Source organism: Micromonospora sp. NPDC050980 (assembly GCF_040653835.1).
Taxonomy (GTDB): Bacteria; Actinomycetota; Actinomycetes; order Mycobacteriales; family Micromonosporaceae; genus Micromonospora.
Genome location: NZ_JBFAGS010000044.1, coordinates 1 through 20,219 on the forward strand (window position 1 = coordinate 1; position 20,219 = coordinate 20,219).

The window sequence follows — 20,219 nt, forward strand, 5'->3', positions numbered from 1 at the left end:
GCTGTTGCCCACGACGAGCGACTCCGATCGTGCAGGCCATCCTCGTTCTGCACCACGTCGAAGCCAACCGCTACGCAGGATGAAAAAGGCTCACTCAGCCGCCGCACGCGTACAGGATCTGCCATCGCCACAGCCTGACCGCCGCGACGTCGTCGGGCCGTCAGGCCGGACGGCGTGTCATCCAACACTGTGAACGTTCGTGGTCACGGCAGTAAGCGGCACAGCCGTCCCACCTGACCACCACCGCTGCCGCGAACCGGAACACCGGTCAGGTAGCGGCGATCCCGCGTCGGTAGGCGCGGTGGCGCGCGGCAGAGCTGCATTTCGCTGTGGCGTTTCGCCTGCTGCCAAGAATTGCCGATCTTTGTCTGCTCCGGCCCAACAGCGGCTCTACGGTCACCTCGGCGTGCCCTGACCCGCCGCCAGCAACCGTTCGATCGCCCTTTTCCGTCGGTTGACCACACCGGCAAAATTGACCAAGAAGACGAAATAGACAGTAGTCTCCGAGGCCCACATCGCCACCTGGGAGCCACCGCCCGCACGTGGTGCGACGGTGATGGACATCGTGATGCCGCCGTGGATTCCACGCCGGCGCATGTTGATCGTTCCCGGCCCGGTTGCGCTGGTCCACAGCACCGTACGAGGGCCGCCGAACGCATCGCGCACGATCTGCGCCGTCCGCGCAGGGTCGCACGCGGTCTCGCACGTGGTTGTCGAGACAGCCTTCCGCGTCTCGATGAACTGCCAGACAATCAGGCCGACCATACCGGCGACGAAGGCGAAGCAGAGGAAACCTTCCACAAGGGGCACCCTTCTCAACGAACGGAACCGACGCGGTCTGCGGTGACCGCAGGGGATTAGCCGGCGTGCCGGCGGGTCTGGTCAAGTCGTTGCATCTCGTAGCCGGTAAACATGAGGGTCGGCAGCCCGCGCGACTTCTTGAACTCGATGCCGGCGTCGATCAGCGGTAACGCCGAGGAGATGTGCAAAGCGTCCCCGCTGTACATCTCCCAGACGAGGCGGGCGGCGCCGAACGTGGCGAACCCGCCCTGGTCGCCCGCCACGAGGTCTCGCAGCGCGCTGAGGAAGCCCTCCCGGTCCCTGGTCGCATACTCGTGGAGCGGCCCGAGGCGATTCCACATGTCATCGCCGTCGATGCCGCTGTTGTGCACGTCGAACGAGTACCGGCCAAAGACCTCCAGCCACCGCAACATGTCATCGGGGAACGGGGACCGAGGTGAACGCCTGAACACTCCCATGCCCTCTGCTGACGGACCGCTGTCCGTCAGAGACCGGCGGATGCACCGAAGAACGCTCGTCGTGCCGGCGACACGGTGAGAGGACGGCATGGAGACATGAATCGACGGCCAGCGCGCACCTCCTACGGCTACCTCGCGCCGCCCCAGGCCCTCGTGAAAGGCTGGGAGTGCAACAACGAGGACTGCGGGACAGGGGACGAGCCGGCACCGACGTCGTGGCCGTTTCCGTGTCGAATCTGTGGCCATCCGACCGACGCCACTTTCGAGGAACCGTGGGCGCATGAAGCCAGGGGATACCGGATCCGGCATCACCTGAGCGGCCCGAATGGGCACCGGCGGCAGATGGCCGAGCTGGAGCAATACGTCTGGGCGTACAAGGAGGCGCACTTCCGGGACGACCGCGCGGCGGCCCGCCGGGAGTGGCGGGCTTACCGCCGGGCCCGGCCGCCGCGATGGCAGGAGACCGACGGCTTCTGGATGACGTCGGCGACCATGTACGAACTGGTTCAGCTCGCCGCCACCTTCGACGACCTCGATCTTGCGATCGACGATCTGCTGGACTGCTATCCGTTCATCGACACCCGGGACGTCGAGGAAGACAACACCCGACGGACCATCTCGCGCACCTTCGTGTCCATGTGCATCGTGATGCTGGAACGCGAATCGTCCATCGACCATCCTCGGGAGGTGGAACTTCACAATGCGATGCGGGACGCCGCGGACCGCATCACGGGCGTTCTGATGGAGCAGCACCACAACGGCTTCCGACGCATCGCCGAGATCCGTGCGCTCCATCGCGCCCGGGTCGCCATCGCGCGGACCCGCTGGTCGGCCACGGTCGCCTTCGACGGGCTGCCGCCTGTCTCCTCGACGAGGACGTTCGGCCGAAGATCCTCGGCCACGGACGATCCGCCGGACCTTCCCCCCGTCGCCGACCTGGACCCGTGGCTTGCGCTGGCACTCGCCGACGCGGCGATCGCGACGGCAGAGATGCACGATGACACCGGCCCGCTCGACGAGCTGATCCGACGCCTGGACCGCGACGGGTTCTGCCCTGGTCTCATCCACCTTCTGCGGGGCCGGCGCCAGGTGGTGACCGGAGACCTGCCGGCGGCCGTGCGGGAACTGAAGCGCTGCTCCCAGGCGTCCGACCGACTCTCCCGACGGCTACAACCGCAGGCCCTCGCCACTGTCGGCCTGCTGCTGACACGGATCGATCCGGACGACCTCGACGAGGGCATCGCATGGTGTCGCGCAGGCCGGCAGGCCGGTGTGCGCTGGTGGCGGCGCACCACCGCAGCTGACGCCGGTCTGGCCAGGCTGCTGTTGCGGCGGGCGCTGCGGCCCGGAGCGCCGCCCGCCGAGAAACGTGCCGACGTGCGCGAGGCGGTGCGGCTGATTCGCCGCAGATGTCGCCATTGGCGCTGCTACGACGCGGACGATCGGCTTCTGCTTCAGGAAGCGCTGGCCGCCCGGGACGCGCTCACCGGTAGCCCCGGCAACGAACATCGGCACCGTGCTTGGCGCGACTCGGTCAATGCGCCGTGGAGCACGGCGGCGAGGGCCCGCCTGGCCGTGGCATGGGCGGAATGGGCCGTCGGCGCTGGCAATTCCGAATACGCCGCCGAGGCGTACCAACAACTGGTTGATCTGGCATCGCAAGACGCCGTCGCCCGATACGGCGCTCGCGCCAAACAGCGGGTGCTGGCCGCCGCCCAGGAGTACGCCGAAGAGGCCGGATACTGGCTGGCACGGACTGGGCGGTACCGGGATGCGGTCCTCGCGTTGGAGACCGGGCGGGCGATCGGCCTGACCGAGGTGATCGGGCGGGACAACGACGCGGTGTCCGATCACCTCCACGCCGCCGGCCGGGCAGACCTCGCCGACGAGTACAGACGCGCGACCGAGGACTTCGATGAGCGGACACGCCACTCGTCCGCCGGCCTCCGGCGATCCTGGACCTGCCTGCGGGACGTCGCCCGGCGTGTTGCCGTGGTGACCGGGGCGGATCCGCTGGCCATCGCGGTGACCTACGAAGCCATTACCGCCGAGACCGGCGATGGTGCCCTGGTCTACCTCGCCGCGGCGAAGGCCGGCGGGTACGCGCTCGTGGTCGCCGCCCGGCACGACCCGCAGTACGTCGACCTGCCCAAGCTCGACCGGGCCACCGTCGCCGGGCTCGTTGGCGAGGTGCTGCCCGGAACAGAGGCTGCGACCGGCCTCACCCGCTTCGCGATCATGGACGGAAAGCCCGCTCGGGCCCGCGAGATTTTACCGCTGGGGCGGACGAAGAACGATCCGATGAGCGAGGCGCTCCGTGTCCTGTGGAACGATGGCATGCGGGACCTTGTCCTTCTGAGCGCGAGGGGTCGAATTGTCACGCTGGTGCCGGTCGGTCTGCTCAACCTCCTGCCGTTGCACGCCGCCGGCGAGCCGGGGACGCCCGGCGACGAACGCACCGAGTGGCGCCACGTCGGGCAGTTCTCCGCGATCCGCTACGCGCCGAATGCACGCGGCCTCCGGCGCTGCCGCGATACGGCACGGGAACTCGTCGGTCGGGAGCAGACGCTGCTCGTCATCGACGTACCGGACGGCTACGGAGTCCACCCGGGCGGCCATCTGCGGTACGTCACCCGAGAGACGACCGAGGTCACCCGTCGTTGGACGGGGAAGCCGACGTCGCCGAGCCATGCATGCACGTGGGAGGAGTTCCGCACCGCAGCCGCCGAGCACACCGTATGGCATCTCGCCTGCCACGGCTCCGCCGAACCAGGCTCAATCTTGGACAGCCGACTGTACTTCGCCGACCGCCAGGTCACGCTGGAGGAACTGCGCCATACCCTGGTGCCGAGCCGACGCCGCCTGGCCGTGCTCTCCGCTTGCCAGACCAACATCAGCGGCTCCGCGCTACCCAACGAGGGGATCGGACTTCCGTCGGCCCTGATCCAGATCGGGTTCGCCGGAGTGATCGCGACCGCGTGGTCAGTCGACGATCTCGCCACCACCTATCTGATGACCGCGTTCTACCATCTGTGGTGCCAGGAGGGGCACGAACCGGCTGTCGCACTGAACCACGCCCAGCATTGGCTCCGCACCGCGACCCGGGCCGACCTGACCGCGCTCCTGACCGACATCGATCCGCCCGGCGGGTTCGACGAGTGTCCGTACGCCGATCCGAGGCATTGGGCCGCCTTCGCCTACACCGGCGCCTGACCGAGGTCTCTGGCAGCCGTACACCGGCGCGGTTCCTCTCGACCCAGGCAGGTCGCCCGTAGGCAGCACGGGCCGCACAACCTGGTCGCGGAGCCCGTGCCCGACCCGTCGCTGCTGGGACGCGCATGCCGGTCGGCAGCCCCGGCTTGCCCCGCCGACGACGACGGGCAAAACGAACAACTGGCACTCGTCGACCAACCCGGCCCGGATGGCCTGCGCCGCGAGCTTGGCACCGCCGATGGTGAGATCGCTGGCGGCCGTGGCCTTCAGTCGGCGTACCGCGGTGGGGTCGGATCGGCGTTCGATCCGGGTGTCGGCGGTGGACGCCGCGGCGGGTCCGCTCGCCGGGCGACAAACTCTGATAATGATGAACGTCGATGTTGCGGAGTCGCGCGCGGTCGTGCTCGAATGGCTCCGATCGCCAGCGGTGCGAACGAGAGCATCCCGGCATCAACCGGTCCGGTTCCGCGCTGCGGGAGCCGGCCGTCGTGGAGGACGACCATGCGTAGCTTTCTCGCGGTGTGCACCGCCGCCCTGCTCCTCGGTGCCGCGGCCGGCAGCGTTCCGACCGGCGCGTCGGCCGCCTCCGCCCGCTCGTGTCACCGTGGCCTGGTGTTCTGTGAGGACTTCGAGCGACTTCCCGTCGGCGGGCCCAGCACGGTGAACTGGGGGGTCGACACCCGTCGCGGCACGCTCACCGTCGAGCGGGCCCGTCGCGGCAACCAGGTGCTGCACGTGCACACGGTCGACAACGGGCGCGCCTTCCTGCGTGTCGACGACGTCGCCGCGCCGGCCACCGGGCTCTACGGTCGGATGCGTCTGCGCGTCGACGCCTTCCCCACCGCCCCGGACTGGGCACACTTCACGCTGGTGGAGGCGACCGGCGCCGGCAGCGCGGAGGTCGTCCGGCCGGTCGGCGGCCAGTACGCGCCCACGGTCCCGGGAACCTTCTGGGGTGTCGGCGCGGACGGCGGACCGACCGGCGACTGGACGAACTGGCGGGAGTCCGCCCCGGTCACCGAGGACGCCTGGCAGTGCGTCGAGTGGAAGTTGGACGCGACCGACAACCGGGTGGCGGTGTGGCTCGACGGCGTGGCGAACCCGGAGTTGACCGCCTCCACCACCGAACACGGCGGCAACGACGTGCCCTTCGTCCTGCCGGCGGTCGACACGGTGAAGATCGGCTGGCAGCTCTATCAGGCCGGCACGACGCCGGGCGAGTTCGACCTCTGGATCGACGACGTCGCCCTGGCCGGCCGCCGGCTCGGCTGCTGACCCGAGGGCCCCCGACCGCGGGCCGGTCCGCTCGACGGACCCGCCCGCCGTCGCCGTCCGGCGGGCGTGGCGTGGGCGGGATTTCTGGGGTTCCGGCTAGGGGTGGGTTGGTCCTTATGGTGGCTTTCGGACCGAGTCGCCCCTGGAGGTTGGTGATGACGACACTTCCGGACGCCGGGCTGCGCGCGCGGATGGCGGGTTACTACGACATCCTGGAGAAGGCCGCCGACCAGGGGGACCTCTACGCCCGGTTGCTGCGGGGGCCGGCCGACCCCTATCCGGTCTACGAGCAGATCCGCGCGCTCGGGCCGCTGCCGCGCAGCGCGCTCGGCACGTGGGTGACGACCGATCACCAGATCGCCAACAAGGTGCTGCGGGACCGCCGGTTCGGGGTGCGGCTGGCCGACGGGCAGAAGGTGCCGGAGTTCATGAACTTCGACAACTCGATGCTCGGACTGGACCCGCCGAACCACGCCCGCCTGCGCAAGCTCACCATCCCGGCGCTCAACCCGCGGATGGCCGGCAGGTGGCGGGACCGGGCGGACCAGCTCTGCGCCCAGTTCATCGACGAGCTGCCCACCGACGGCTCCGCGTTCGACCTGATGACCGAGTTCGCGCAGAAGCTGCCGGTCACGGTGATCGCCGACCTCGTCGGCATCCCGGACGACCTCCGGCCGCGCTTCTCGCGGCTGAGCCGGCGCATCGCGCCCCTGCTCGACGGCGTGGTCTCGTTCCACAAGGTGCGCGGGGTGGATCTGGCGATCGGCGAGCTGACCGACATGTTCCGCGGCATCATCAAGCTGCGGCAGGAGAACCCCGGTGACGACCTGATCAGCCAGATGCTGCCCGCGATCGACGACGGCAGGCTGACCATGGACGAGCTGGAGCCGCTGTGCATGTTCCTGCCGCTCGCCGGCTCGGAGACCACTGTCAACCTGATCGGCAACGGCGTGCGGGCGCTGCTCGCCAACCCGGAGCAGTGGGACATGCTCCGCGCCGACCCGGCGGGCCTGGCGGCGGGCGTGGTCGAGGAGACGTTGCGGTTCGACCCGCCGGTGCAGCAGTATCGCCGGGTCGCCCACCAGGAGATCGAACTCGCCGGGGAGATCCTTCCGGTCGACGGCGAACTCGCGATCCTCGCCGCCGCCGCCAACCGTGATCCGGCCGTCTTCGACGACCCGCACCGCTACGACATCACCCGCCGCAGCGCCGCCGACACGCTGTCCTTCTCGGCCGGCATCCACTACTGTCTCGGCGCGCCGCTGGCCCGGGTCGAGGCCGAGGCGGCGTTCCGGGCGATCGCGACCCGTCTGCCCGACCTGCGCGTGGCGGGCGAGCCCCGACGCCGCGACTCGTTCATCATCCACGGCATGCTGCACTTCCCTCTCTCCACCGGGTGAGCGCAGTGGATCCACAGTGTGTGAAGGCGCTTCCATATGCAGCGCAAGTCGGGCAAACTGGGCCCGCCACCTAGCGACATCGAGGGGAATCATGGAGCCATCGACCACTCAGTACGCCGCAGTGGAAAGTCCTGATGTGGATGGCCGGCCGGCGGCGTTGCGTCTGTCCGGCCTGCACAAGGAGTTCGGCGCGAACACCGCTGTCGACCACGTCGACCTGGTGGTGCCGCAGGGCTCCTTCTTCGGACTGGTCGGCCCGAACGGGGCGGGCAAGACCACGTCGTTGTCCATGGCCGTCGGGCTGCTACGACCCGACGAGGGCGCCTCGCAGGTGTTCGGCGTGGACGTGTGGTCCGACCCGGTCGAGGCGAAGACGCTGATGGGTGTGCTGCCCGACGGGCTCTCCATGCCGGAGCGGCTGACCGGACGCGAACTGCTGACGTACGTCGGGCAGTTGCGCGGCATCGAGGCCGACGTGCTGGCCGGCCGGGTCCAGGAACTGCTCGACGTGATGGAACTCGGCTCGGCGGAGCGCACCCTGGTCGTCGACTACTCCACCGGCATGCGCAAGAAGATCGGGCTCGCCACCGCCCTGCTGCACGGGCCCCGGCTGCTGGTGCTGGACGAGCCGTTCGAGGCCGTCGACCCGGTCTCCGCGGCGGCGCTCAAGGCGATCCTGATCGGCTTCGTCGGCGCCGGTGGCTCGGTGGTGCTCTCCAGCCACGTGATGCCGCTGGTCGAGCAGCTGTGCGACACCGTGGCCATCATGGCCGCGGGGAAGGTCGTGGCGGCCGGTCCACTCGCCGAGGTGCGCGGCGACACCACCCTGGAGCAGACGTTCGTGCGCCTGGTCGGCGGCGACGAGCACACCCGGAAGGGGCTGTCGTGGCTGGCGTCCTGATCCGGATGAAGCTGTCGATCATCAAGAACTCGATGACCGGCGGCCGGGCCGCCTGGATGCTCGTCGGCGCGGTATTCGGCCTGCTGTTCGCCGCCGCCACCATCTGGCTCTCCCTGGTCGACCTGCCCAACGGCGACGTGCTGGGCGACCTGCTGGCGGGCGTGTTCGCAATGTGGACGCTCGGCTGGCTGATCGGCCCGCTGTGGGGCGGCTCGGCGGTGCTGCGCGCCGACCACTTCACGCTGCTGCCGGTGCCGCGCCGCCGGCTCGCGGTGGGGTTGCTGGGTGCGGCGTTCGTCGGCATCACCACCGCGGTCACCGCGCTGGGCTTCCTCGCCCTGATCACGTACGCCGCGCGGCAGGGTCTCGTCCCGGCGTTGCTGGCGGTGCCGGTCGCCGCCCTGCAACTGATCTTCGTGGTGCTGCTGTCCCGGGTGGTCTACGCGCTGTTCGGTGTGGTCGCGGCGTCCCGGGTGGGTGCGGCGATCACCGGGGTGCTGTTCGCGGCGATGCTCGTGCTCACCCAGTCCGGCTGGATGATCGTCGTGGCGGTGATGTACTCCGACATCCTCGAAACCGGGTTCTCCCACACCACCACCGTCACGCTGCGGGCGATCCCGTCGAGCTGGGGCGTGGTGGCGGTGGACGCCGCCGGCCGCGGGGACTGGCCGCTCGCCCTCGCCGCACCGGCCGGCCTGGCCGTGCTCTGCGTGCTGCTGCTGCTCGTCTGGTCGGTCGAGCTGGGCAACCCGCGCCGGGCCCGGGTCACCATCCGGGGCAGCGCGGGCCGCGCCCCGGTAGGCGGCGGCCCGACCGGCGCGGTCGTCCGCAAGGAGCTGCGCACCTGGTGGCGTGATCCGTTGCGGACCACGACCGCGGTCGTGCCGATCGTCTGGGCGCTGGGCACCGTGCTGCTGCCGCTGACCTTCGACGCCCGGCTCCTGCTGCCCTGGGCCGGCCCGGCGCTCGCGCTCTTCGCCATCACCTCGGCCTGCAACCTCTACAGCCAGGACGGCACGGCGCTGTGGCAGACGATGACCACCGGCACCCAGCGCGCCGACGTGCGGGGCCGGCAGTGGGCGTACCTGCTCGTCTTCACGCCGCCGGCCGTCGTGGCGAGCGTCGCGTTCGTCTGGTGGAGCGGTCTGACCTGGACCTGGCCGTGGGTCGCCGCCGCGGTGCCCGCGCTGCTCGGCGGCGGCGCCGGCCTGATCATCTATTCGTCGGTGTTCGGCATGGTCCCGGGCCCCGACGCGCACAAGCGGCCGAGCAACCCGCTGGAGCGCGCCGACACCACCGGCCAGTCCAACGTCCTGTTCTGGGTCGGGCTGCTGCCGCCGGCGCCGGCGCTCGCCCTGGTCTATCTCGGCACCCGGTTCGACCAGCCGTGGCTGACCTGGGCCGGGGTGCCGGTCGGCGTGCTCACCGGCATCGTCGTCGCCTGGGTGCTCGGCGGTGCGGCGGTTCGCAAGCTCAGCGCGGACGGGTCCGACCTGCTGCACACCATGCGCACCGGCCGGCCCACAGTGGTCCGCGCCGCCGCCGACGGTGAGGCGGCCAGGAAGGGCGGCACGGTCGAAGGGCTGAGCTGGGGCCTCGGGTCGATCCTGCTGATCCCGCAGGGGATCATCCCGCTGGTGTTCATCCTGGCCGACATCCAGGTCAAGTCGTGGTTCCTGGCGATGTACGTGCGGCCCCTCTACGGCGTGCCGATCGCCGTGGTCAGCATCCTGGCCGGCGTCGCCCTGTACGCCCGGGCCATCATGACCAAGGTCAACAACCGGGCCGGACGCGCCGGCGCGCCGTCGTCGGCCGACGGCCGCGAGCTCGAACCGGTCTGACCCGGCGACCGCCGAACGGGGGCGGGGCAGGCATCGTGGTGATGCCTGCCCCGCCCCCTTATTCGGCGGTGCGGTGAGGGGCTGCCACCTCGCCTAGGGGTTGGTCCGTGATCAGGGCATTCATAGTGTTCGGGATATCGCCCGTCGCCGTGACGGTTGCCGTCCGCCGGACCGAATTCGAGGCGCCGATGTCCGAGAACCGCAGCCCCGACAACGATCCCATCGCCGTTGTCGGGCTGGCGTGCCGGTTGCCCGGCGCTGCCTCCCCCGACGAGTTCTGGCAGCTGCTGCGCGACGGCGTCGACGCCGTCCGCGAGGCCCCGCCGGACCGCTGGCCGGCCGGCCCGGACCGCCCGAGGGGCGGCTGGCTCGACGACGTCGACCGCTTCGACGCCGGGTTCTTCGACATCGCCCCGCGCGAGGCCGCGGCCATGGACCCGCAGCAGCGCCTGGTGCTGGAGCTGAGCTGGGAGGCGCTGGAGCGGGCCGGAATCACCGCGGCCGACCTGCGGGGCAGCGCCACCGCGGTGTTCGCCGGGGCGACCGGCGGCGACTACGCGACCATCGCGCAGCGCGGCGGCGGCACCCCGATCGGCCAGCACACCACCACCGGCCTGAACCGGGGCGTGATCGCCAACCGGGTGTCCTACGCCTTCCGCTTCACCGGCCCGAGCGTGACCGTCGACGCCGGGCAGGCGTCCTCGCTGGTGGCCGTGCACCTCGCCGTGCAGAGCCTGCGCTCCGGCGAGGCGGACGTCGCGCTGGCGGCCGGCGTGCAGCTCAACCTCGCCCCGGAGAGCACCCTGGCGCTCTCCGCGTTCGGCGCGCTCTCACCCGACCAGCGGTGTGCCGCGTTCGACGCGTCCGCCAACGGCATCGTGCGCGGCGAGGGCGCCGTGGTGCTCGTGCTCAAGCCGCTGACCGCGGCAGTGGCCGACGGCGACACCGTGCACTGCGTGATCCGCGGCAGCGCGGTGAACCACGACGGCGGTGGCGAGAGCCTGGTCACCCCCGTCGAGGAGGCGCAGGCGCGGGTGCTGCGGGCGGCGCACCGCCGCAGCGGCCTCGCCCCGGACCAGGTGCGCTACGTCGAGCTGCACGGCACCGGCACCGCCCTCGGTGACCCGATCGAGGCCGCCGCGCTCGGCTCGGTGCTCGGCGCCGGCCGCACCGGCGAACCGCTGCGGATCGGTTCGGTCAAGACCAACATCGGTCACCTCGAAGGCGCCGCCGGGATCGCCGGCCTGCTGAAGACCGTGCTCGCCATCAGCCACCGCGAACTGCCGCCCAGCCTGCACTTCACCGCACCCCCGGCGAGCATCCCGCTGCGGCGGCTCGGCCTGCGGGTCCAGACGGAACGCGGCGAGTGGCCCGGCGCCGGTCCGCTCGTCGCCGGTGTCAGCTCGTTCGGCATGGGCGGCACCAACTGCCACGTCGTCCTCGCCGAAGGCCCGGCGCCGGCCACCGACCCGGCGCGCGGCGAGGCCGTCGGCGCGACCACGGACCCGGCGGATCGCGGCGCTGTCGCCCGGGCGGTCACGGCCCCGGCGGCCGGCGGCGATGTCCCCGGCACGGCGGCCGGCGTCGGGACTGCCGGGCTGGTGCCCTGGATGGTGTCGGCCCGCACGCCGGAGGCGCTGCGCGAGCAGGCCGCCCGGCTCGCCGCCGGCGCCGGCCCGGACCGCAGCGACCTCGCCGTCGCCCGCGCGCTGGTGCACACCCGTACCGGTTTCGAGCACCGCGCGGCGGTCCTCGGGCGGGACCGGGCCGAGCTGCTCGACGGGCTCGGCGCGCTGGCCGGCGGGCTGCCCGCCACCGGCGTCGTCACCGGCACCGCCCGGGCCGGCCGGATCGTGTTCGTGTTCTCCGGCGAGGGCTCGCAGTGGGACGGCATGGCCCGGGCACTGCTCGACCAGTCACCGGTGTTCGCCCGCGAGTTCGAGGCGTGCGACCGGGCCCTGCGCCCCTACGTCGACTGGTCCCTGCTGGACGTGGCGCTCGGCGTCGACGGGGCGCCCCCGGCCGACCGCCTCGACGTGCTCCAGCCGTACCTGTTCGCGGTCCGCGCGGCGCTGGCCGCGATGTGGCGGGCGCACGGCGTCGAGCCGGCGGCGACCGCCGGCAGCTCCCAGGGCGAGGTGACCGCGGCGTACGTGGCCGGTGGGCTCACCCTCGACGACGCGTGCCGGGTGATCGCGCTGCGCAGCCTGATCTACACCCGGCTCGTCGGGCGCGGCGGCATGGTCGCGCTGACGCTGACCCGCGACGAGGCGCGCGAGCTGATCGCCGGCTGGGACGGCCGGATCGAGATCGCCGCCGTCAACGGGTCGCGGGCGGTGGTCGTGGGCGGCGCTCACGACGCCCTGGACGAGCTGGTCGCGCACTGCGTCGCGCACGACCTCCAGGCCACCCGGGTACGGGCCGGCTTCGCCTCACACACCGCGCAGGTCGACGAGTGCCGCGACGAACTGCTCGACGCGCTGGCCGAACTGCGACCGCGCACCGGCACGGTGCCGTTCTGGTCCACCGCGCTCGACCGCTGGGTCGACACCGCCGAACTCGACGCGAACTACTGGTACGACAACGTGCGCCGTACCGTCGAGCTGGAGGCCGCGGTGCGCGGCCTGGCCGCCGACGGCTTCCGGTTCTTCGTCGAGGTGAGCCCGCACCCGACACTGGTGCACAGCGTCCGGGACACCGCCGCCGAGGCCGGCCTCGACCTGGTCGCGGTGCCGACGCTGCGCCGCGACGACGGCGGCCTGGACCGCTTCCACACCTCGGTCGCCACCCTCGCGGCCTCCGGCGCCGAGCCGGACTGGGACAGCGTGCTCGGCGCGCCGGCCGGGCCCCGGGTCGCGCTGCCCACGTACGCGTTCCAGCGCGACCGGTTCTGGATCACCGACGACCCGGCCACCCTGCCCACCCGGCCGACCCGCCCGGTCGCGGCGACACCGCTGTCGGCGGACCCGCTCGACCTGGTCCGCGCCCACGCGGCGGCCATCCTCGGCCACGCCGGGCCGGATGCCGTCGACGCCGACCGGACGTTCCGCGGCCTCGGCTTCGACTCGCTGACCGCGGTCGAGCTGCGCAACCAACTGGTCGGCGCCACCGGCGTCGAGCTGGACACCACCGCCCTCTACGACCATCCGACACCGCGCCGACTGGCCCGGCACCTGGGCAGCCGCGCCGCCGGCGCCGGCGACGCCGTCCGCCCGGTCACCGCCGCCGTGGCCCCCGGCAGCGAGCCGATCGCCGTGGTCGGCATCGGCTGCCGGTACGCCGGCGACGCGCACGGCCCGGCCGAGTTCTGGCGGCTGGTGGCCGGCGGCGTCGACGCGGTCACCGGGCTGCCGACCGACCGCGGCTGGACCGTCGACCTGCCGTCCGGCTCGGCCGGCGGGTTCCTGACCGACGCCGCCGACTTCGACGCGGCCTTCTTCGGCATCTCGCCGCGCGAGGCGCTGGCGATGGACCCGCAGCAGCGGGTGCTGCTGGAGACCGCGTGGGAGGCGCTGGAGCACGCCCGGCTGGACCCGCGTTCGCTGCGCGGCACCGCGACCGGCGTGTTCGTCGGCGCGATGGCCCAGGAGTACGGGCCGCGGTTGCACGAGGCGTCCGGCGCGGTCGAGGGTCAGGTGCTGACCGGCACCACGATCAGCGTCGCGTCCGGGCGGATCGCGTACACGCTCGGGCTGGAGGGCCCGGCGATGACCGTCGACACGGCGTGCTCGTCGTCGCTCGTCGCGCTGCACCTGGCCGGGCAGGCGCTGCGCTCCGGCGAGTGCGACCTGGCCCTGGCCGGCGGCGTGACGGTGATGTCGACCCCGGGCATCTTCACCGAGTTCTCCCGGCAGGGTGGCCTCGCGCCGGACGGGCGGTGCAAGGCGTTCGCCGACGCCGCGGACGGCACCGGCTGGGGCGAGGGCGCCGGGGTGCTGGTGCTGGAGCGGCTCGGCGACGCCCGCCGCAACGGCCACGAGGTCCTCGCGGTGCTGCGCGGCACGGCGGTCAACTCCGACGGCGCGTCCAACGGCCTGACCGCGCCGAACGGACCGTCGCAGCAGCGGGTGATCCGCCAGGCCCTGGCCAACGCGGGGCTGCGGCCGACCGACGTGGACGCGGTCGAGGCGCACGGCACCGGAACCCGGCTGGGCGACCCGATCGAGGCGCAGGCGTTGCTGGGGACCTACGGGCAGGACCGCTCGCCGGACCGGCCGCTGCTGCTCGGCTCGGTGAAGTCGAACCTCGGACACACCCAGGCCGCCGCCGGCGTCGCCGGCGTGATCAAGATGGTGCTGGCGATGCGGCACGGCGTGCTGCCGGCGACGCTGCACGTGGACGCGCCGTCCGCGCACGTCGACTGGTCGTCCGGGGCAGTGCGGCTGCTGACCGAGCCGCGGGACTGGGCCGCCGAGGTCGGCCGGGTCCGCCGCGCGGGCGTCTCCTCGTTCGGCATCAGCGGCACGAACGCGCACGTGATCGTGGAGGAGGCACCGGTCGCGGCCGGCGTCGCGTCGCCCGTGGCGGCCGGCCCGGCGCTGCCGTGGACGCTGTCGGGCCGGTCGGCGGAGGCCCTGGCCGCGCAGGCCCGCGAGCTGGCCGGGTTCGTCGCCGGGCGGCCGGAACTCGACCTGGCCGCGGTGGCCCGGGCGCTGGTGTCGACGCGCGCGGTGCTGGAGCACCGGGCGGTGGTGGTCGGCACCGACCGGGACGACCTGCTGGCCGGCCTGGCCGCGGTGGAACCGGCCGGCGCGGCGGGCCCCGCCGACGGCGGCGTCGTCCTGGTCTTCCCCGGTCAGGGCGCCCAGTGGCTCGGCATGGCCGCCGACCTGCTGGCCGAGTCGCCGGTCTTCGCCGCCCGGATCGCCGAGTGCGCGGCGGCCCTGGCCCCGCACGTGGACTGGTCCCTGCTCGACGTCCTGGCGTCGGCCGACGAGAGTTGGCTGCTGCGCGTCGACGTGGTGCAACCGGCCCTGTGGGCGGTGATGGTGTCGCTGGCCGAGGTGTGGCGGACGTTCGGCGTCGAGCTCGCCGGGGTGGTCGGGCACTCGCAGGGCGAGATCGCGGCGGCGGTGGTGGCCGGGACCCTGTCGCTGCCGGACGGCGCCCGGGTGGTGGCGGTGCGCGCGGCGGCGCTGCGGGCGATCGCCGGCACCGGTGGGATGCTCGCGGTGGCCGCGGACCCCGCTGCGGTGACCGCGCTGATCGAGGATGTCGCCGGGGTGTCGGTCGCGGCGACCAACGGCCCGGCGTCGGTGGTGCTCTCCGGCGACGTGGCCGGCGTGGACGCCGTCGAGGCCCGGTGCGCGCAGCAGGGGGTGTGGTGCCGGCGGGTGCCGGTGGACTACGCCTCGCACAGTGCGCACGTCGACGGCCTGCGGGCGGAGCTGCTGGCCGCGTTCGACGGGCTGACCCCGCGGGCGGGCACGCTGTCGATGCACTCCACCGTAACCGGCGAGCGGATCGACCCGGCGGAGCTGGACGCGGCGTACTGGTTCGAGAACCTGCGTCGCCCGGTGCGCTTCGACGACGTCGTGACCGGCCTGATCGCCGCCGGCCACCGGGTGTTCATCGAGGTCAGCCCGCATCCGGTGCTGACCGCGGGAATCGGCGAACGCGGCGGCGTGGCCGTCGGCTCGCTGCGCCGGGGCGAGGGCGGCCTGGCCCGGATGCTGCGCTCGGCCGGTGACCTGTGGACCCTCGGCGGGCACGTCGACTGGCGGGCGGTGACCGGCGACGGCCCAGTCGGCGAGCTGCCCACCTACCCGTTCCAACGGCAGCGGTTCTGGCTGGAGCCGCACGGTCCGTTGCTCGGCGAGCCGATCAGCCTGGCCGGCGCCGGCGCCCTGTGGCACGGCACCCTGTCGACGGCGGCCCTGCCCTGGCTGGCCGACCACGCGGTGCTCGGGCAGACCCTGCTGCCGGGGGCGGCGTTCGCCGAGATCGCGTTGCAGGCCGTGCCCGGCCTCGGCGAGCTGACCCTGCAGGCCCCGCTGGTCCTGCCGGCCACCGGCGACGTCGCGATCCAGGTGATCGTCGAGGACGGCGCGCTCCGGATCGCCTCGCGGGCACCGGACGGGCCGGACTGGACGGTGCACGCCACCGGCACGGTGGCCGAACCGGGCCCGCCGGGCGACGCCGGGCTGACCGCGTGGCCGCCGGCCGGCGCGGACGAGCTGGATCTGAGCGACTTCTACGCCGAGCGGGCCGCCGCCGGTTACGGATACGGCCCGGCGTTCCGCGGGCTGCGCCGGGCCTGGCGCGCCGGCGACGACACGTACGCCGAGGTGGAGCTGCCGGCCGGGGCCGCCGCCGGACTCGACCGGTTCGGGCTGCACCCCGCGCTGCTCGACGCGGCCCTGCACGGCGCGCTGCTGGCCTTCGACGGCGCCGTGCTGCCCTTCGCCTGGTCCGGCGTGCGACTGTACGCCACCGGCGCGACCCGGCTGCGGGCCCGGATCAGCCCGGTCGACGCGGACACCGTCGCGGTGTCGCTCGCCGACGCCGCCGGCGCGCCGGTCGCCGAGGTCGACGCGCTCACCTTCCGCCCGGTGTCGCCGGCGGCGCTCACCGCCGCCGCCTCGGCGCTGCGCGAGGCGTTGTTCGAGGTGCGCTGGACGCCGTCGGACGCCCCGGCCACCGTGGCCGCCGGGACGGTGCTGCGGGCCGACGGTCCGCTGCGGGAGCGACTCGCCCGGGTCCTCACCGCGATCCAGGAGCACGTCGGCGGTGACCGCGACGAGCCGCTGGTGATCGTGACGAACGGCGCGGTGCCGGTCGGCGGCCCGGTCACCGACCCGGCCGGCGCGGCGGTCTGGGGGCTGGTGCGGTCGGCGCAGACCGAACACCCCGGGCGCCTGCTGCTCGTCGACACCGACGGCGACCTCGGCGGGCAGCCGCTGCCCGCGGACGAACCGCAGGTCGCCCTGCGCGACGGCGTCGCCCACGTGCCGCGGTTGACCCGGCTGGCCGTCACCGCCGCCGAGGACACGCCCGCCACCGGCGGCACGGTGCTCGTCACCGGCGGCACCGGCGTGCTGGGCGCGCTTGTCGCCGAGCGGTTGGTCACCGCCCACGGCGTACGCCGGCTGGTGCTGACCAGCCGTCGGGGCGTGGCGGCGCCGGACGCGGCCGGACTGGTCGAGCGGCTGGGCGCCCTCGGGGCCGAGGCCACGGTGGTCGCCTGCGACGCCGCCGACCGGGCCGCGCTGACCGCCGTGATCGCCGGGATCGACCTCACCGGCGTGGTGCACTGCGCCGGCACCCTCGACGACGGCGTGCTGACCGCGATGACCGCCGACCGGCTGGACCGGGTGCTCGGCGGCAAGGCCGACGCCGCGCTGCACCTGCACGAGCTGACGGCGGGGACGGACCTGGACTTCTTCGTGATGTTCTCGTCCGTCGCCGCGACGCTGGGCACCGCCGGGCAGGCCAACTACGCGGCCGCCAACGGCTTCCTCGACGGCCTCGCCGCACTGCGGCGCGGCCAGGGGTTGGCCGGCACCTCGATCGGCTGGGGGCTCTGGGCCGAGACGTCCGCGATGACCGGGCAGCTCACCGGCCGCGACGTCACCCGGCTCGGCGGTACGCTGTCCACCGAGGACGGCCTGGCGCTCTTCGACGCCGTGCTGCGGTCCGGCCCGGCGCACGCGGTGGCGGCCCGGATCGGCACCCGCGGTGAACCCGTCCCGGCCCTGCTGCGCGGCCTGGTCCGGCAGCCGACCCGGCGGGCCGCCGCGACCGGGGCGTCCCCGGCGTTCACCGCGGACGACCCGGCCGAGCGCCGTCGTCGGCTGCTCGATCTGGTACGCGCCGAGGCGGCGGCGGTCCTCGGGCACGCGTCGCCGGCGGCCGTCGACCCGGACCGGGTGCACGCCGACCTCGGCTTCGAGTCGCTCACCGCGGTCGAGCTGCGCAACCGGCTGGCCCGGGCGACCGGGCTCAGCCTGCCCGCGACCCTGGTGTTCACCTATCCCACCCCGAACGCCGTCGCCGACTACCTCGCCGAGCGCCTGGGCGCGCCGGCCGTGTCGTCGGCCCCGGCCGCGACCCCGGTCGTGGCGGCGGCCGGCGAGCCGATCGCGATCATTGGGATGAGCTGCCGCTACCCGGGCGGGGTGACCGGGCCGGACGAGTTGTGGCGGCTGGTCGCCGAGGGCGGGGACGCGGTCACCGGGTTCCCGGCCAACCGGAACTGGGACACCGACGCGCTCTACGACCCCGACCCCGACCGGCCGGGCACCACGTACGCCACCGAGGGCGGTTTCCTGCACGACGCCGACGCGTTCGACGCGGAGTTCTTCGGCATCTCGCCGCGTGAGGCCCTGGCGATGGACCCGCAGCAGCGGATCCTGCTCGAAACGGCCTGGGAGGCGTTCGAGTCGGCCGGCATCGACGCGCGCACCGTGCGCGGCACCCGGGCCGGCGTGTTCACCGGCGTCATGTACCACGACTACCAGACGCTGCTCGCCGGCTCGGACACCCCGGACCTCGACGGGTACGCCGCGATCGGTGTCGCCGGCGGCGTCGTCTCGGGTCGGGTCGCGTACACGTTCGGCCTCGAAGGCCCGGCGGTCACCGTGGACACGGCCTGCTCGTCGTCGCTGGTGGCCGTGCACCTGGCCGCGGAGGCGCTGCGCCGGGGCGAGTGCACGACGGCGCTGGCCGGCGGCGTCACCGTGATGGCGACGCCGGGCACGTTCGTCGACTTCAGCCGGCAGCGCGGTCTCGCCCCCGACGGCCGGTGCAAGTCGTTCGCCGCCGCCGCCGACGGCACCGGCTGGTCGGAGGGGGCGGGGCTGCTGGTGCTCGAACGGCTCTCCGACGCCCAGCGCAACGGGCACCCGATCCTGGCGGTGGTCCGCGGCAGCGCGGTCAACCAGGACGGCGCCTCGAACGGGCTGACCGCCCCGAACGGCCTGTCCCAGCAACGCCTGATCGCCGCCGCGCTGGAGGCGGCCGGGCTGGAGCCGCGGGACGTCGACGCGGTCGAGGCGCACGGCACCGGAACGACGCTCGGCGACCCGATCGAGGCCGAGGCGATCATCGCGGCGTACGGGCGGAACCGTCCCGCCGACCGTCCGCTGCGGCTCGGTTCGCTGAAGTCGAACATCGGCCACAGCCAGGCTGCCGCGGGCGTCGGCGGGATCATCAAGATGGTGCTGGCCATGCGGCACGGGCTCCTGCCCCGGACGCTGCACGTCGACGAGCCGACGCCGCACGTCGACTGGGCCGGCGGCGCGGTCGAGCTGCTGCGCGAGCCGTGTGCGTGGCCGGAGACCGGCCGGGCCCGGCGGGCCGGGGTGTCCTCGTTCGGGATCAGCGGGACCAACGCGCACGTCGTGCTGGAGGCGCCGCCGGCCGTCGTCACGGCCGAGCCGGTGCGGGCCGGCGGGCCGGTGCCGTTGGTGCTCTCGGCGCCCGACGCCGCGGCGATGCGGGCCCAGATCGAGCGGATCCGGGACTTCCTCGCCGAGCGGCCGGACCTGGATCCGGCGCGGGCCGGTGCGGCGTTGATCCGCTCGCGGGTCGTCTTCGACCATCGGGCCGTGCTGGTCGGCGACGGGGCCGAGACCGGGGTCGTCACGCCGGGCGCGCTGGCGTTCCTGTTCACCGGTCAGGGCGCGCAGCGGGTCGGGATGGGTGTCGGGTTGGCGGGGCGGTTCCCGGTGTTCGCGGAGGTGTTCGACGCGATCGTGGACCGGTTCGAGGGCCTGCGGGAGGCCCTTAGTTCCGAGGCGATCCATCGGACGGTGCACGCGCAGGCGGGGTTGTTCGCGGTCGAGGTCGCGTTGTTCCGGTTGCTGGAGTCGTGGGGGGTCGCCCCGGACTACCTGTTGGGTCACTCGATCGGTGAGATCGCCGCCGCGCACGTCGCCGGGGTGATGTCGCTGGACGACGCGGTCACGCTGGTCGCCGCTCGCGGTCGGTTGATGCAGGCGCTGCCGTCCGGTGGGGCGATGCTGGCGGTGCAGGCGTCCGAGGCCGACGTGCGCGCGGTGCTGGCGGCGCGGGCGGCCGAGGCGGGGAGCCGGTGGGCCGAACGGGTGGACGTGGCGGCGGTGAACGGGCCGACGTCGGTGGTGCTGTCCGGGCTGGTGGAGACGATCGAGGAGCTGGCGTCGCGGTTCGCGAAGGCGACGCGCCTGACGGTGTCGCACGCGTTCCACTCGTCGTTGATGGAGCCGATGCTGGCCGAGTTCGCCGCGGCGATCGGGCACGTCGACTTCGCCGCCCCGCGGATCCCGGTGGTGTCGAACCTGACCGGTGAGCCGGTCGAGGAGTTCACCGTCGACTACTGGGTGCGGCACGTGCGGGAGGCGGTGCGCTT

At 73.4% G+C, this 20,219-nt stretch carries 8 protein-coding genes and 2 pseudogenes; 7 read left to right on the plus strand and 3 right to left on the minus strand.

The window, feature by feature from the left end; translation table 11 throughout:
• Positions 1-83: pseudogene (locus AB0H28_RS29505) on the plus strand (IS5/IS1182 family transposase); the annotation flags it as partial.
• Positions 84-396: 313 nt separating this feature from the next.
• On the opposite strand, the gene AB0H28_RS29510 reads toward AB0H28_RS29505, so the two are convergent.
• Both AB0H28_RS29510 and AB0H28_RS29515 read right to left on the minus strand, forming a co-directional pair.
• Positions 397-801 carry a hypothetical protein gene (locus tag AB0H28_RS29510; protein WP_358047240.1) on the minus strand — a complete coding sequence of 135 codons (405 nt, stop codon included), beginning with the start codon at positions 799-801 and terminating at the stop codon, positions 397-399.
• Between the two features lie 56 nt (positions 802-857).
• Complete coding sequence (locus tag AB0H28_RS29515) at positions 858-1,214, minus strand: hypothetical protein (protein WP_358047243.1); 357 nt, start codon at positions 1,212-1,214, stop codon at positions 858-860.
• Positions 1,215-1,601: 387 nt separating this feature from the next.
• Here AB0H28_RS29515 and AB0H28_RS29520 point away from each other — a divergent pair, with 387 nt between their 5' ends.
• Positions 1,602-4,472 (plus strand): CHAT domain-containing protein, encoded by a 2,871-nt coding sequence (locus AB0H28_RS29520; RefSeq protein WP_358047246.1) that lies wholly within the window; start codon positions 1,602-1,604, stop codon positions 4,470-4,472.
• A gap of 201 nt (positions 4,473-4,673) precedes the next feature.
• On the opposite strand, the pseudogene AB0H28_RS29525 reads toward AB0H28_RS29520, so the two are convergent.
• A pseudogene (locus AB0H28_RS29525) lies at positions 4,674-4,841 on the minus strand (hypothetical protein); the annotation flags it as partial.
• Between the two features lie 132 nt (positions 4,842-4,973).
• Between AB0H28_RS29525 and AB0H28_RS29530 the strand changes: the two are divergent.
• From AB0H28_RS29530 to AB0H28_RS29550, 5 genes are all read left to right on the plus strand, one after another.
• A complete protein-coding gene (locus AB0H28_RS29530; protein ID WP_358047248.1) occupies positions 4,974-5,747 on the plus strand; it encodes a hypothetical protein in 774 nt (257 codons plus the stop codon).
• A gap of 155 nt (positions 5,748-5,902) precedes the next feature.
• Complete coding sequence (locus tag AB0H28_RS29535) at positions 5,903-7,147, plus strand: cytochrome P450 (RefSeq protein WP_358047251.1); 1,245 nt, start codon at positions 5,903-5,905, stop codon at positions 7,145-7,147.
• Positions 7,148-7,238: 91 nt separating this feature from the next.
• Entirely contained in the window at positions 7,239-8,048 is an 810-nt protein-coding gene (locus AB0H28_RS29540) for an ABC transporter ATP-binding protein (protein ID WP_358047254.1), read from the plus strand.
• The gene (locus AB0H28_RS29545) at positions 8,033-9,889 is read left to right on the plus strand and encodes a hypothetical protein (protein WP_358047257.1); all 1,857 of its coding nucleotides are present in this window, start codon (positions 8,033-8,035) and stop codon (positions 9,887-9,889) included. Before AB0H28_RS29540 ends, AB0H28_RS29545 begins: the two co-directional genes overlap by 16 nt.
• A gap of 188 nt (positions 9,890-10,077) precedes the next feature.
• A partial coding sequence (locus AB0H28_RS29550; protein ID WP_358047260.1) for a type I polyketide synthase occupies positions 10,078-20,219 on the plus strand: 10,142 nt, incomplete at its 3' end.